Below are 14,741 nucleotides of genomic sequence, written 5' to 3' on the forward strand. Positions count from 1 at the left end.
GCACGGCGGGACACTCGGTGGGTGGGGACTCGATCGCCGGGTACCTCCCGGCAGCCGGACGACCCTCGCCTGCCCGAAGATCAGGTGATCCAGGCGCGAGAGGCGGGGCCGGTCGCTGTGCCCGCGACGGTCGTCCAGCGTCAGCCCGCCCCGGACCTGCTGCGGTTGCAGCGCAGTGCCGGAAACGGCGCGGTGCAGCGGTTGGTCGGCCCGGCCGAGCCCGAGTCGGCGGCGGAATGGCTCGCCGACGGCACCGAAACCGGTGATGGCCGGCAAGGCAAGGACGCGTACCTGGCTGAACTGCGTCAGGCGATGACCGCGGCCGTGGACGAGGCGTTGGCCGGAACCGGCCGGCAGGCGGCCGACTGCCCGGCCTTGGCGCACTGGTTCACGCACTACGCCGGGCAGGACGCGGCGCACGTGGAGCGGGCCGTACGGCAGTACGCCCCGGAAACGGCGACCGCCGCCACCGCGAAGGACACGATCCCGCTGGTGTGCTCACGGGTCGCCCGCGGGGTCAGTCGATGGGCCGAGACCGGCGAGGTGAAAGACGTGCCGCCCGAGCTGCTGGTCGCGAGTGCGGGCGTGGTCGCGCAAGCGCCTGAACAGTTGCCGGTCCAGCGGCTCGTCGACGCCGAGGCCCCCGAGTCGATCCAGGCGCGGCTGGGCACCGGGCGCCCGCTCGGCGCCGCTGGAACCCGGATCGGCGACGTGCTGGGTGTGGATGCCGGCGAGGTGCGGATCCACGACGACGCGAACGCCGCCACCCTGGCCGCGTCCCTGGGAGCTCGGGCGTTCACCATCGGCACTGACGTCGCGTTCGCGTCGGGGCAGTACCAGCCGGGAACACCGGTGGGCGACGCGATCCTCGCCCACGAACTGGCCCACGTGGCTCAGCAGAGCGGAAGTACCGGCACCGTGCCGGTGATGCGGGAAGCCACGTCGTCGGCGCTGGAGCACGACGCCGACCGGTCGGCGACGAGCGTGCTGCTGTCGATGCTCAGCCAGGCGAAGGACTGGGCCGGACAGCAGGCGATGCCACGGCTGAGGTCCGGGCTGCGGCTGCAACGCTGCGCGGCCGGGAACACCCAGCAGGGTACGACGATCCCGTCGCCGGCCGCGTGCACCACTCCGACACTCGAGCAGTGGCAGGCCGGCCTGGCCGCGGCACGTGCCATCACCGACGTGGACCAGCGGGGCGCGGCGATGACGGCGCTGGCACAACAGGCGGTGTGCACGCTGGGCATCACCGTGCACCAAGCCGGGAGTTCGCATCCGCGCGAGGAAGACCCCGCGGACTACCAGGCGACTCCCGTGCTGAACTTCGACGTCCGCCTCAACGACAAGACCCGCTGGCGGAACTCGAGACGTGCCGGACAGGGCCTGCGGACGAACGCCGGGCACAACTTCACCGACGGCCCGACGCACTACGCCATCATCGGCCCCGAGTCCCTGAAGGACACCAGCCCGCTGATCACGGCACAGTACGCACAGCACGAGCTGGAACTCGTGGCCAGAACCCCGCAGGAGGGGCAGGGCCCCGACGACCTGGAGTTGCTGACCTGGACCGAGGATTTCCGGCGCTACTTCCACCAGTACGTGGCCACGATGCCCACGAACCGGCCGGGCTGGCACCCGTTGCTCCAGTACTACGACGCGGCCAACGCGGCCACCCGGACGCAGTCGATCGAGCGGATGACCGACTACTACAACAACCCGCCGGTCGCCGCCGACCAGGTCGGACAGTTCCGCCGGGCGTACCGGTCGTGGATGAGACTCCGCGCGGGAGCACAGATGATCACGGACCTGGAAGCGGCGCTTCCCCGGGAGCCGGCACAATGAGGTGCACCACGCCGTGGCGGCCAGGGGACAGCGCGCCGTCGCGCGCTTCCGGGTGGCGCACGCGGAGAATCGCACTGGCCACACCCGTGAGATCCACTGTGGACGCGCCGGACAGGCCGTAGTGGACGTGGTGGCCGGTGTCGTCGTGGATCGTGCCGACTGAGATCCGGACGCCGAGCGATGTGGTGCCGGCGACGCGCACTTCACCTGTCCGAACAGGGTTCTCGTGCAGCAGCGCGGCCATTTCCGCGACATGGCACGGATGCGTGAACCCGGTCCGGCGCGCCACTCCAGGCAGCGCGAAGACCACGAGCACGGCGAGCGGCAGACCCGTGAATCCCGGCCCGGCGGGCAAAGCGCCGAGCAGGCCGGCCAGGGCGATCAGGAACGCGAGCACCAGGGTGAGCCACTGGTTGTGCGAGAGTCCCCGGAAATAGGGCCTGTGCAGATCACCACGAAGGTACTCGAGGACGAACCGGCCGACGCCGTACACCGAGACATACCAGGCGAAGGCCACACCCGGCGGGTATCCGGCGGTGACGATACCGAGGCCGACGATGACGACGAGCAGCACCCAGAGTGCCTCGAACAACTGCACAGGCAGCAGGCGAACACCGGAATACGGCGCGAAGAACCCATCCTTGACGTGGCTCGGACCGTAACGCACACCCCACTGCGCGGGTCGCCCATGACAACAACCCACGAGCAGGCAGCCGGTACGGCCACACACCAGGAAACCGCCGATGCCCAACGCGACCGCGTCGAGATATGCGAGGACCGGAAGGCCCAATGCCCACAGGACGCCGCCGCTCGCCGCCAACAGGGCGATCTCGTGGTGCAGGTACACAAGCGTCTCCCGGCCGACCAGGACGGATGTGACCAAGGCGAGCGCGAGAAAGGTCATCACGCCGACAACCGCGAGCAGCACGACGACACCAGGAGACAGGCCTCGGCAAGCGGCCACGAACTGGGACACCGCGACAGCGACCATCAACCCGGCTGTCCCGCACAGGCGGAACGCCGGGACGTCCCGGGCGAACAACCGCACCCTGGTCCGGGCCAGACGATCGAGACCGGGATTGACCATGCCGAGCGGACCCGGCGTTCCCGGCCACGTCGACACCACCCGCATCGACTCATTCTCCGTCCGGCCGCCGCGGGACCCGAGGTGCGGGACGCGGTCTTTCGGGCAGCGTCACCGGCCCTTCAGGCCCGCCGGACCGTGCTCCGGCGCGACAGCGACGGCCGCGGCCAACACGACGACTGCATCACTTGACGCGCGGCGAGGACTTCGAGCGGCACGCGCCGGTGTCCGGCTCAAGAGGCGTTTTCCTCCTCCGATGGTTTCCTGACGGCGGACGTGCCGCTCTCGGCATCCCTGGCCACAACCTGCTGAGCGAAATCCGCCCACGCCTCTGCGCAGCGTCGCGCGGCATTGGCGACAGCGCCGACGCAGTGCGCGGGCACCGCGTCGACATAGCGCTGCCACTGGTGCGTGCCCAGCATGCCGACCTCCAGCAGCCGGAGAATGTTCCGCCCTGCTTCGTTGAAGCGCATCGACGGGTCGCGCTTCAACTGGTCGAGGCCGAGTGCGTACCACGGCGGTGCTATCCGGACAGTCTCACGGTTGGCGTTACGGTGCCTGGTGGTGCCGTCCTTCGTCTTGTTCTCTGCTTGACGTTGCCTCGGCGGCACCGGATCGCTGCCAGCACGCAGCCGCTGCCGGACGTCGCGCGCGGTACCCACGGAGACGCCTGCCTTCCGAGCCACTTCCCGCAGACTGGCGTCCGGTCGTTCGGCGAACAGTTCACCGACGTGGCGGCGCGCTTCGGCCGGATTGAGTGGGCGTACGCGGCCGTCGCGGCCCATGCGCGCGCCGGACGACGTGTCGTCACTGTCCATCAGTCGTCGCAGGGAGGCCACGGTCTTGGCGGAGAGCCCGGTGACCGCTGCGATGGCGCGGTCCGACCACGCCGGATGGCTGGTGATGATCCGCTTGGCCGCGGCGTTCCGATCAGCCTGGGAGAGCGGGAAGCCGTGTGCCGCGTTCAGCCGGACTGCCAGGACAAAGGCGTCCTCGGCACTGCCTTCGAACAACAGGACGTCGATGTGCGTGTCTCCGCGCAACGCGGCGGCCCGCAGGCGGTGCATGCCGTCGATCACACGTGTCGTGGGGCGATGGACGATGATGGCGGGCAGGCGTTCCTCAACCGCGGCGAGTGCCTGGATGTGGGCGGCGTCCTCGCCGTTGATCCGTGGCGAGTCGGCGGACAGCAGTGTGTCGACCGGCATGGTCGATCGGCGGCATCCCGACAGTTCCGCATCGACCTTCTCGGCGGTGAGCCCGACGTCCCGCATCAGTTTCCGCTGTGCGACAGCGGTGTCTCTGGCCAGCATCGCAAAGCCCTCTCATCGTCCGCGTGAACAGGGCGGTAGTCCACGGTGCGCTCGTCGCCCGCATGGACACTGTGTCCGGAAGGGGCTCGAAGCCGGGCAGCTCGCGTCCATTGTGGACGTCGAGCGCCGGGCTCAGCCTTTGGTCCGGTCGAAGTTCTCGCTTCCCCATGAGCTTCGCGTGGGTCACTCTCGGTTCGTACTCAAGCGCTTTGCCGGTGGCCGACAAGCTGCGCAGGGCTGCGGATACCCCTCGGGGTATCGCAGCCCTGCGATGTCGCGGACGCGGTGGACTGCTCGGCCGTCACCACCCTTCTGCTTCGGGCGATCGCGACGTAGTGAAAATGTCCCTTGTGGACGTCGGCGCTGTGCTCCGCCACGAGCTTTCCGCCACGTCCCAACTGTTCAGGACGTGCCCGTCCTGGGACCGATAGCGTCGTGAACGCCGCAGATCGGCCAGGACAAAGGTGCGCTGCAGCCAACGGTCGTAGCCGTCGTAGCGGGCGCGGAAAGCGGAACGGCCGTGAAGGGCGGAGCGGTTGTCCACCACGACGAGGTCGCCAGGGGAGAGGTACACCGAAAGCGACACGGCCTCGCAGCAGTCGCGCAACCTCGCCAGGGCACTTCCGGCACGGCGGGTCATCGGCCGGGTGGCCACCAGATCGACTCTGATCTCGGGGTCGTCCTCGTGACCGTGCAGCACCGCATGCGGCACTCCCTCGGCGCCGGCCCTCGTGGCGAAGGACGGCGGCGGCTCGGTGACGAACTCCTCGGCCCACAGCGCCTCGCGAGTCCGGTCGTCGAGATAGGGAAGCAAGGCCCGCACTGACACGACACGCAGTCCCGCACTGCCGTCCTGGTCGGCCCGCAGGCAGTTCAACAGCACGTAGTCCGGCCGATGCGCGTGAAAGGCGTTCTCGGTGTGGAACATCAGCGGGACGGAGCCGGCGTTGCTCTGTGACGTCTCTTTGTCGGGGACGGGAACCACATCCTGGACCAGGGCACCGGACTTCTCCGCCATGAAGGCCACCGGGTCGCCGAGGCCGCTGGCCACCATCATCAGCACGGCGGCCGGGCACGTCGCGGTTCGCTGCACGGAGTTGTCGGCGTTCGGAGTCGGCGGCAGGGGGTCTGACCCGAGCGGCAGGCCTCGCAGCAGCAACGTGCCGTGCCGCCCGGAGTCACGCCGGAACGTCCGGACGGCCTGACGCAGCATCGGAGGTGTCTCCTCCCAGGCTTCGCCGGCCGCGGCGACCCAGCCGACGTTGTCCACCCGTCCATCGGCACGCGTACACAACCGGCGCGCGACGCCTGCGAGCGCGTCGGACTCCTCCGTGCCCAACGTGACGACGGTGATCTCCTCGTGAAGATCCAGCAGGACGCTCACCGCTGATCACCCCCAGCAGCCGGGGCGCTGCGAAGCAGGTGCGGTCGCCTGGGCGCGCCCGGTGCCGGGTTGTGCGGCCAGGCATGGACACGTGCGTCCCAGCCGCCGGTGACCGGGATGTCGCCGAGCCAGTTCACCGAGCTGATCGCGTTGCCGTGTCCTTCAAGCCGTTCGATCCGGACGACTTGCCACGTCGTTGGGTCGAGGACCCAGATACGCGCCGTGAAATCGTAAGATCCGGTCAGCAGGACTGGTGCCCCGCCGGGTTGCCATGCGACGGCCTTCACGGACTCGTCGTGACCCACCAGGACCGCGAGCAGTTCGCCGGTGTTCAGGTCGTACACGCGAGCTGTACGGTCCCGGGAGACGGTGGCGAGCACCGTGCGGTTGCCAATGGTGGTCACGGAGCCGTCGTTGATGAGTTCGCCGTGCCCGGTGAAAGTGCGCTCGGTCCCACCTTCGCGGGTCACCAGGCAGGCCGTGCGATCCGTGGACATGGTGACGAGCCTGTCGTCCGTCAGCCAGACGACATCCTTGATGGCGCCGTCGTGCCCGTGGTAGGCGGAAACCTCGCGCAGGGTGTCACCGTTCCACTCATAGATGTCGAGCGTGCCCTCGTAGTCGGCGACCGCGAGCTGGTCACCGGACGGGGACCACGAGACCCGGTTGACCGGATGGTGCCGCTGGACGAGGGCCAACGGGTGGCCGTCGGTGAGCCGCAGTACACCGATCTCACCGGAGAACGTCCCGTACGCCAAGACCTTCGGCGCCGTCGCCGGGAGGGCCACAGTGTTGACAAGGCTTCCGTTGCCCACGGGGAAGATCACGGCCGGCTCGGCGAGGTCACGCCAGACTCGGACAATGCTGTCGTCACAGCCCGCGGCCACCAGCCCGCCACCGACACTCAGGTGGTTGACCCCTTGGGTCCCGGGCGCCTGGTCCACGGTCTGGTGGTTGTCGAACGCCTCATCGTCGAGCGTCGCCGGAAGATCCAGCACCGCGGGCCGGGTGGAGATCGTGCCCGTGATCAGTGCCAGGCCATCGGACGAGAAGTCCAGGGAACGCGGCCAGAGCTGGCTGCCGTACCAGCGGACCAAGCGTCGGCCCGAAGCAGCGTCCCAGAGGGACACCGTGCTGTCGTACGCGCCCACAGCCAGCCGGCTGCCATCCGGCGACCACGCCACCGACTTCACCGCGGCCGTGTACGGCCCCACCTTCGACAGCAACTCGCCTGCACTGGTCAGCAGGTGGACGTAGCCGTCGTCGCAGCTGACCGCCAGCCGTTCGCCGTCGGGTGCCCAGCGGCACATCTCAGCGTGGCCCACCTGCTGGAGTGTCTGGCGCAGGCTCCCGTCGGACTCCCAGATGCGGATCACGGCGTCCTCGCCGCACGTGGCCAGGACTCCCTCGGGTGATGCGTCGACGGACATGCAATGGTCGCTGTGGAAGAGAACGCGGTCGTCCAACCGTCCCGTGGCGGTGTCCCAGATCCGTCCCGTGCCGTCCTGCGAGACCGTGACCAGCGTCGAGTCGTCGATCCAGGCAAGGGAATTGAGGTCGTCAGGCTGCCGGGCCAGCACCTGGACCAGCTCGCCCGTGGCCACGTCCCAGATGCGGCAGGTCTTGTCCGCCGAGACGCTCGCCAGCCGCTTTCCGGCGGGGGAGAACCGAAGGCCGTTGACCAGGCGCTGGTGCTGGGCTGTCCATAGTGGACGACGGTGCTCCCGGTCCCACATCACGACCCTGCCGTCATAACCGCCGCTGACATAAAATCGGCCGTCCGGGCTGAACGCCACTGACGTCTGCGGGGAAGCGTGGGCCGCTGAATCGGCTTCCCCGGCCTCCGGTGACAGGTACGCGACATCGATGGGGAACATGCGGAACTCCTTTCGACGTGTGCCACTGTGCTTGCGCGGAAATTCAGATACGCACGGCCAACTCGTGCCTCGTGGTCCGAACCTTGGCCTCGAGGTAGCGACGGTTGTGCGCGGACAGGAACACCCCGGTCCGCTCCATCCCGTACACGTGAATCCCGTGGCGCCGCAACTGGACCACCTTGTCGGGATTGTTGGTGAGGACGTCGACGTGGGTGATTCCCAAGGCTTCGAGCATCTGCGCGGCGGGCCGGTAGTCGCGCTCGTCGTCGGCGAACTCCAACTGCCGGTTGGCCTCGAACGTGTCGTATCCGAGGTCCTGAAGCGCATATGCGTCGAGTTTGTTGTAGAGGCCGATGCCCCGGCCTTCCTGGCGCATGTAGAGCAGCACCCCGCCGCGTTCGGAGATGCGCTCCAGTGATTCATGCAGCTGCGGGCCGCAGTCGCAGCGGGCCGAACCGAGCACGTCGCCGGTCAGGCACTCGGAATGGATGCGCACCAGCGGGCGAGTGGCTGCGGAGTAGTTCCCCAGGCCTATCGCGAGATGCTCCAGGCCGTCGCTCAGTCCGGAGAACGTATGGACTTCTCCGGTCATTTCCCGGCCTGCCGACGTGATCAGCGGGACACGAATCTTGGTGCGGATCAGTATCTTTTCCCTGGAACGTTGCTGGACTTTCATGGCGATCCGTTTCCGTAGTGGGATACGTGGGCACACCACTGGATTGGTCGTATGTGTGACGCGTGATCGTGCACGTACCTGGGCAATGCGGAGAGATGCTGCCCTTCTGCGAAAAAGGTAAGCGCACGCCGGTCTGTCCGTCAAACTTCCCGCAGGCGACACGCATTCGCGCGGCAGGGCGATCCCCCTGTCACGGGAGCGCGTTTCGATCTTTCCCGCGTCGCGACGGTGCGGAAGTGGTGTTCAAGCGAGGAAATTCCACACTTGAACACGCCACCGAACCGGTCCTGCCCGCCCGGCAGTGGTATCAGTTCCGGCCGGTGGCCGCGTGCTCATCGGTGAGCGTTGCGGGAGCAGAAGGTCCAGTGTGCCGGTGCATTCCTCGCTGGGGAACTTACGACGTCCGGACAAGCCGGAAGCCGATCGGCGAGCCGGGTTCGTACAGCGCGTGCCGGCGGGCGCATCGCGCGACATCCCGGTTGAGCCGGAAGGACCCGCCCCGGGTCACGTGCGCGTCCAGAGCCCAGTCCTCGGTCAGGGGGACCGACGACGGCGCACCCGGATAGGGCGCGTAGATCGTGGCCGTCCATTCCTCCACGTTGCCCGCCATGTCGAGCACACCGAACGGGCTCGCACCGTCCGGGTGCGCGTCGACCGGGGTCGTCCCGGCTCTGCCGGATTCCCGGACGTTGGCGCGGGCGGGGGAGAACTCGTCACCCCACGGGAACTCCCGCCGGTCATCGCCACGGGCCGCCCGCTCCCACTGCGTCTCGGTCGGCAGGCTGATCGGGTGACCGGAGCTCGCCGACAGCCAGGAACAGAAGGCGTCCGCCTCGGCCCAGGTGACGAGCGCCGGGTGGTCGGCGGGCCCACTCGGCCGCCAGTCCAGCCCGAGTGCCGGTACCGCGAGGGCGAAAGTCGCGTTGGTGACCAGGCATCGGGCCATCTGGAAGGCGTCGACGGTCAGCTCATGGATCGGGCATTCCTTGAGCAGCCAGTCGTACCGCACCCCCAGGTCGGCGTACTCGGCCAGCACTGCCGCGCAATCGCGCTCACTCGTTCCCATCGAGACGACGCCGGCTGGAACCCGCATCCAGGTGGTCCCGGCCAGGATCGATCGCGCGATGGCGTTGTTGTCGACCCGCATCACCGGAGCCTATCGTCGGCCTCACCCAGCCTGGCGCGGACGGAATGCCAGGTGTCGATCCCACGGATCAGCTCGACAGTCCCACGCCACGCGGAAACCGATTCGACGAGCTCGAAGGGCAACAGCAGGAACCAGCCGTACGGCGACACGACACCCCGCCATTGCGGCATCTGGGCAAGCCGTCGGATCCGCATCAGTTCGACCACGAGCATTCCGGCTGCCACCGGCCTGGCCCGCTTGCTCACCACGGCGGCGGCGAGGAGCGGGCCGGCGAGCATCTGGGCCAGGATGCTCGCGGTGAACAGCGCGGCCGTTCGCCTGCCAGGCCCCCGGCGGGCGGTGCCGAGGGTGCGCAGGCCGATCTCCAGTTGGCCACGCAGCCAGCGGGTGCGTTGTGCGACCGCACCACGGACCCGGCCGGTCGGCAACCCGTAGGTGTACGACCGCACCTGGCCGATCCGCAGCCCGTTCTCGGCCGCCCGCAGCGACCAGTCGTAGAACTCCTCGACGCCCTGCTCGGGCAGATTCCCCACACGGGTGAAGGCGTCCCGGCGGAAGTAGACCGAGCTACCGAGCAGCATGTGCACACCGAAGACCTGGTTGGCGAAGGTCATCCCGGCGAAGAACGACGAGGCCGAGGCGAGGGTGGCCTGGTTGACCGCGCCGGGAGCGATGCCGGAGAACTCAAGGCAGTCGACCGCGTCGTGACCGTCGACGGTCAGCGCGCAGACCGCGCGCCGGACCTGGTCGGCGGCGGGAACCGAGTCGGCGTCGTAGATGCCCACGATCTCGTCGGGGATGCCAGGCACGACGTGGTTGATCGCCACCGCCTTCGGGGTGAGCGAGGGGACCGGCCGGACCTCGAGGCGACCGGCGAAGCCGGGACTCGCGATCGCCGCCGCCGCACGCGCGATCGCCAGGTCGGCCGGTCGTCGATCGTCGACCAGCCAGAGCACGGTCAGCAGTTCGCCGGGGTAGTCCAAAGTGGGCAGCCAGGCGCCCGCCCGTGTGAAGACGTCGGCTGTCTCGCGGTAGAAGGGGACGAGCAGGGTCACCGGGACCAGGTCGAGATCGGCGGGCAGATCCCGCGGGGGCGGCAGTTGCGCGACAGGGAGCAGGAAGCCGGTCATGTTCTCCTCCACCGATTCGTCGGAACCACCTCAGCCCACCGGTTGCCGCGCGACACCGGTCCGCGCGCCGCGCACCGACAGTCCGATGGCGACCATCAGCAGGCCGGTCGCGCCGATCGCGGCGAATCCCCATTCGACGCCGGAAACGTCGATGATCGCGCCGGCGATCGGAGCGCCGAGCGCGTTCCCCGCGGTGGCGGCCGCGCCCTGTAAACCCATCGCCTCGCCGCGGACAGCCGCCGGAACAAGTGTGCTGACACTCTCGCCGGTCGTGGCCACTGTCGGCGCGCACAACGATCCGGCGGGGATGAGGAGCAACGCGAGCAGCCACCAACTGGTGGCCAGTCCGGCCGGCATGATCAGGACACAGAGCAGGACCATCAGCGTCGCCAGTCGCAATGACCGGGGAATGGCGCCGTGGACCACCGCGCCGATCAATGACGCGACACCCCAGACAATGAGCACGAGCCCGGTGAAGCCGACCTGGTTGTTGTTCTCGAGCGTCGCGACGATCGCGACACTGTTTCCGGAGAGCACGATCGTCAGACCGGCGTTCACGATGATGACAAAGAGGAGCGGCCTGGTCAGCCACTCCCGACGGGACGGGCGGCGTTCACCAGCCGACGCCGGTTCCTCGTGAGCGCCGCGGATCGGCGGATCGAGCCACCACAGCACGAGACCGGAGAGCAGCATCGCCACCCCGATGCCCGCCATCGTCGCCGAGGTGGACACCCTGGTCGCGGCGAGCACGGCGAGCGCGGGGCCGGCCATGAACGACAGTTCGACGCCGATCGAGTCGAGCGAGTACGCCGTCCGCCGTTCCGCCGCCGGGACCAGCGCCGGCAGTGCCTGCCTGCTGATGGCGAAGACGGGCAGGGTGAGCAGCCCGGCGAACAACGCTGTGCCGAGCAACAGTTGGTAGCTCAGCAGCGGGGCGAGCAGCCAGAAGATCCCCTGCGCGGTCGCGGTCAGCAGCACGGTGAACCGCAGGCCCTTGCGGTCGGTCAGCCTGCCGAGCCACGGCGAACCCACCGCTGAGCCGATCGTGAACACCGCACCGAGCAACCCTGCCGACCCGTAACCGAGGTCGAGGGTCAGCACAACGTGCAGCGTCAGGGTCACCCCGGCCGCGGTGACCGGCAGCCGGGCGAAGAACATCGTCCCGACGAATGCGCCGAGCCCTGGCCGCCGTAGGACGCTGGAATAGCGCCAGAACAACATTTCACCACGCTCACCTGGTTGTCATGGGAGGCGTGCTCAATGAGCAGCAGGCCATGGCACTGTCAGAAAAGTGCCGGAGCCCGCGCGTGTCTGTCAAGCGACCGGTCCTTACTTTGTCAGGTTGTCCCGGTCGGTGAAATCGACGATTCCGGGAGACCGTCCCGACAAATGACGAAGTACGACGGTCCGCTGGGGCCGCGTTTGCCGTCAAGCAGTCGTTGAGGTGTCCGTCGGTGGTCCGAATTTGGTCCATGCCTGGTCCGCGACAGGCCGTTGACCGCCCGGCCGTGGCTAGCGTCCGGCGTTGCCCGCCTTACGTATCCCGCACGAGGGAGAGGAATCCATGGAATCGTTTCGTGCAAGACGGCTGGCGGTGATGGCCGCGGCCCACATTGCCGCCGTCCTGACGGTGCCCACCGCATCGGCTGTGCCCGCTGTGACCACGACGGCTGAACCCGCGTTCGGCGTGAACATGTCGTTCTACAGCGCCGACGACACTCTGGTGAACCGCGAAACCACCCAGAAACTGCTACGGGACAAGGGCGTGCCGCTGATCCGTGTACCGCTGCGCGGAAACTTCGACGGCAATCCCGCCCCGATCGGCGACGACCTGCTGGTGAAAGTCATGCGAGCCGCGCACAACACCGGTGCCACCCCGATGCTGATCCTGCGCGGTCCCGCCGCCGGGGACGACGCGTTCGTGCTGCGTGAGAACCTTCGCCGGATAGCTCTCGCCAAGCAGGTGTTCGGCGAGGGCCGGGTGTACCTGGAGTTCGGCAACGAGTCCGACCTCGCGGGAATCGACGCCAAGGAATACGCGCGGACATGGAATGCGGTCGTCCCTGAACTGCGCAGGCAGGCGCCCGCCGAGTACAAGTTCGTCGGCCCGGTCAACTTCCAGGCCAACGCCGACTACGTGGCCGATTTCGTCGGCCTCGCCGTCGACAAGCCGGATTACCTGTCCTGGCACGAATACGTGTGCGACAAGGCGAACGAGACCTGGGAGGCGTGCCTGGCCGACATTCCGAAGTGGGCCACCCACGTGACGGACATCGAGAACAAGGTCAAGGACAAGATCGGCCGGACGCTGCCGTTCTTCGTCTCGGAGTGGAACGTCGACCCGCGCTTCCCCAGCCCGGCCTACGGCGACGCACCGAACATCAAGCAGTGGACCAGCAAGGCCATCGCGCAGCTGCGTGGCCTTGGCCCGCTGTTCGCCGGCGCGATGATCTACACCGCGACCGACCACGGCGACTTCGCGCTGATCAAGGGCGAGACCGCGTTGACCCATCAGGGAGAGGCGTTCTTCGCCGCGATCGGTGGCGGCACCCCGCCCGTCGGGCCGAGGTTCGACTTCGAGGACGGCACCACCCAGGGCTGGTCGCGCTTCTACGGAGATCCCCGGCCACGCATCACCTCCGAGATCGCCCAGCACGGCAGCCGCGCGTTGATGCTGGACGCAACCGCGGACGGCCACGCCGCCGTCGGCACCACGAGCGGACTCACCGGCCTGCGAACCGGCACAACAGTCACCTACCAGGTATGGGCCGATCGCGACGGCATCACCGTGCGGCCGTTCGTCCGCGACGCTCAACACCGCCCCGTCTTCCCCACCGGTGCCGAGCACCGGCTGCCGGCCCGGCAGTGGGTGACCGTCACCTGGCAGGTCCCCTCCGTCCCGGCGGTCGGTGCCATCGGCCTGGAAGTCGCACCCGGCACCGGAACCGTCGCGCTCGACGCACTCACCTGGTGATTCCGAAGGAGAAACGGAGATGTCAGCAAACCTCCGCCAGAGAACAGTAGTAGCACTACTCGCGGCGAGTACCGCGTTCACCGTCGCCGCGTCGCCGTTCACCGCGAACGCCCGACCGGGTGCAGGGGAGTGCGGGCCAGCATTGCGGACCGTGTGGCAGAGCGGCGTAGGCCGCTTCACCACCGCGCCCTGCACCGTTCTTCCGCCGATGACCATTGACCAGAAGGACCTGCCCCAACCGCGGTCGGATGCCGACCGCTGCCGGCAGAACCAGTTCCTGGCCCTGGTCGCCGCCGACGAAGAGGCAGGCAGGCTCTACCGCGCCCGCCTGTTCAAGGAGTTGCTGGAGCAGGCGGCGGCCAAGGGGGCTTCGTCCGTCGCGGACCAGCCGCCTGACCTCGCCAGGCTGATCAGCGACGTCGCCCTCACGCCGATGGAGATCGCCCAGGCGATGAGCCAGGCGGCGGCGGACACGAGCACCACCGTCAGGATCGAGTCCTGCGAGGGCCAGGCCAAGGCCGCTCAAAGCGGGGACACGGTTCTCGCCAGCCAGGAGCAGCAACTCGACCCGCCCAAGCCGCCGCCGGTGGTGGACCAGCGGACACCGTCGAAACTCATCGACTATCTCCGCGCGCTTGTCGACTACCTGAAGCGGAACGTCTCCGAGGAGTTCAGACAGGCCGTGACCGTGGGCTTCTCGATCACCCTCTCCAGCCAGGGCGGAGCCACGAAGTTCCGCGTCGCCTTCGCCGCCAACACCCAGAAGTACCTCGACGAATGGTTCAAGAACAACCCAGTCCTGGCAAGCGTTCGCAACATCGAGCAGGACGGGAGGAAACTGCTGAACCAGGAGATTCAGTCGGTCGTCGACGCGCTCAGGAAGATCGGCATCACCACTTCGCTGCGAGGCGGGCTGCACGCCGAGGAGCAGCTCGTCAATGCCGAGGCGAGGAACACGGGTGTCGACATGATCTTCATCGGCGCCACCAACAACATCTGTGCCGGGAAATGCCAGGCGAGCATCCGGAACAGCCCGCACAAAGTGATCCCGGCAACGCGGCTCGGCGACGTACCGAACGAAACGGCCGTGGACTTCTGGGGCGACCCGATCGTGGTGGAGTCGGGGGTCGACATGTGGTCGCTCGCCAACCTCCGCAACAAGATCAACGCCGCGGATCTGCCGGCCCAGCGGGTGATCATCAATAACATCAACGACATCATCAAGGCCAACGCCGACCCGGAGACGCTCTGGAAGGCACTGCGGAGTTACAACCGCACTCTTTGACCACTACCGTGCCCGCTCGCTGTCGTGGC

Annotated in this window: 11 protein-coding genes; 3 read left to right on the top strand and 8 right to left on the bottom strand. The window is 68.2% G+C overall.

Annotated features, from left to right (window positions below):
* The first annotated feature begins 21 nt into the window (after positions 1 to 21).
* Positions 22 to 1,842 (top strand): eCIS core domain-containing protein, encoded by a 1,821-nt coding sequence (locus GC106_RS35875; RefSeq protein ID WP_173139811.1) that lies wholly within the window; start codon positions 22 to 24, stop codon positions 1,840 to 1,842.
* On the opposite strand, the gene GC106_RS35880 is transcribed toward GC106_RS35875, so the two are convergent.
* From GC106_RS35880 to GC106_RS35915, 8 genes are all read right to left on the bottom strand, one after another.
* Positions 1,799 to 2,974: a prolipoprotein diacylglyceryl transferase gene (locus GC106_RS35880; protein ID WP_173139813.1), complete on the bottom strand. Its 1,176-nt coding sequence runs from the start codon at positions 2,972 to 2,974 to the stop codon at positions 1,799 to 1,801. The genes GC106_RS35875 and GC106_RS35880 overlap by 44 nt on opposite strands.
* 185 nt (positions 2,975 to 3,159) lie before the next feature.
* Complete coding sequence (locus GC106_RS35885) at positions 3,160 to 4,239, bottom strand: ParB/RepB/Spo0J family partition protein (RefSeq protein ID WP_246367539.1); 1,080 nt, start codon at positions 4,237 to 4,239, stop codon at positions 3,160 to 3,162.
* 301 nt (positions 4,240 to 4,540) lie between these two features.
* Positions 4,541 to 5,623, bottom strand: coding sequence for a TauD/TfdA family dioxygenase (locus GC106_RS35890; RefSeq protein ID WP_173139823.1), 1,083 nt, complete (start codon positions 5,621 to 5,623; stop codon positions 4,541 to 4,543).
* A complete protein-coding gene (locus tag GC106_RS35895; protein WP_173139825.1) occupies positions 5,620 to 7,500 on the bottom strand; it encodes a WD40 repeat domain-containing protein in 1,881 nt (626 codons plus the stop codon). Before GC106_RS35895 ends, GC106_RS35890 begins: the two co-directional genes overlap by 4 nt.
* Positions 7,501 to 7,543: 43 nt before the next feature.
* The gene (locus GC106_RS35900) at positions 7,544 to 8,176 is read right to left on the bottom strand and encodes a GTP cyclohydrolase II (protein ID WP_173139827.1); all 633 of its coding nucleotides are present in this window, start codon (positions 8,174 to 8,176) and stop codon (positions 7,544 to 7,546) included.
* A gap of 394 nt (positions 8,177 to 8,570) precedes the next feature.
* Complete coding sequence (locus GC106_RS35905) at positions 8,571 to 9,323, bottom strand: formylglycine-generating enzyme family protein (protein ID WP_217281394.1); 753 nt, start codon at positions 9,321 to 9,323, stop codon at positions 8,571 to 8,573.
* A complete protein-coding gene (locus GC106_RS35910; RefSeq protein WP_173139829.1) occupies positions 9,323 to 10,453 on the bottom strand; it encodes a glycosyltransferase family 2 protein in 1,131 nt (376 codons plus the stop codon). The genes GC106_RS35905 and GC106_RS35910 overlap by 1 nt, the downstream gene beginning before the upstream one ends.
* Before the next feature lie 30 nt (positions 10,454 to 10,483).
* Positions 10,484 to 11,674 (bottom strand): MFS transporter, encoded by a 1,191-nt coding sequence (locus GC106_RS35915; RefSeq protein WP_173139830.1) that lies wholly within the window; start codon positions 11,672 to 11,674, stop codon positions 10,484 to 10,486.
* A 343-nt stretch (positions 11,675 to 12,017) separates the two neighbouring features.
* On the opposite strand from GC106_RS35915, the gene GC106_RS35920 reads away from it, so the two are divergent.
* The gene (locus GC106_RS35920; protein ID WP_173139832.1) at positions 12,018 to 13,427 is read left to right on the top strand and encodes a hypothetical protein; all 1,410 of its coding nucleotides are present in this window, start codon (positions 12,018 to 12,020) and stop codon (positions 13,425 to 13,427) included.
* A 208-nt stretch (positions 13,428 to 13,635) separates the two neighbouring features.
* On the top strand, positions 13,636 to 14,712 hold the full coding sequence (locus tag GC106_RS35925) for a hypothetical protein (protein ID WP_173139834.1): 1,077 nt from the start codon (positions 13,636 to 13,638) through the stop codon (positions 14,710 to 14,712).
* Positions 14,713 to 14,741 lie beyond the last annotated feature (29 nt).

The organism is Kibdelosporangium persicum (assembly GCF_013280595.1).
GTDB classification, from domain to species: Bacteria; Actinomycetota; Actinomycetes; order Mycobacteriales; family Pseudonocardiaceae; genus Kibdelosporangium; species Kibdelosporangium persicum.

Coding starts and splice junctions, on each gene's coding strand:
- GC106_RS35880 (WP_173139813.1), bottom strand. CDS start 2,974: ATGCGGGTGGTGTCGACGTGGCCGGGAACGCCGGGTCCGCTCGGCATG.
- GC106_RS35885 (WP_246367539.1), bottom strand. CDS start 4,239: ATGCTGGCCAGAGACACCGCTGTCGCACAGCGGAAACTGATGCGGGAC.
- GC106_RS35895 (WP_173139825.1), bottom strand. CDS start 7,500: ATGTTCCCCATCGATGTCGCGTACCTGTCACCGGAGGCCGGGGAAGCC.
- GC106_RS35900 (WP_173139827.1), bottom strand. CDS start 8,176: ATGAAAGTCCAGCAACGTTCCAGGGAAAAGATACTGATCCGCACCAAG.
- GC106_RS35905 (WP_217281394.1), bottom strand. CDS start 9,323: ATGCGGGTCGACAACAACGCCATCGCGCGATCGATCCTGGCCGGGACC.
- GC106_RS35910 (WP_173139829.1), bottom strand. CDS start 10,453: ATGACCGGCTTCCTGCTCCCTGTCGCGCAACTGCCGCCCCCGCGGGAT.
- GC106_RS35915 (WP_173139830.1), bottom strand. CDS start 11,674: ATGTTGTTCTGGCGCTATTCCAGCGTCCTACGGCGGCCAGGGCTCGGC.
- GC106_RS35920 (WP_173139832.1), top strand. CDS start 12,018: ATGGAATCGTTTCGTGCAAGACGGCTGGCGGTGATGGCCGCGGCCCAC.
- GC106_RS35925 (WP_173139834.1), top strand. CDS start 13,636: ATGACCATTGACCAGAAGGACCTGCCCCAACCGCGGTCGGATGCCGAC.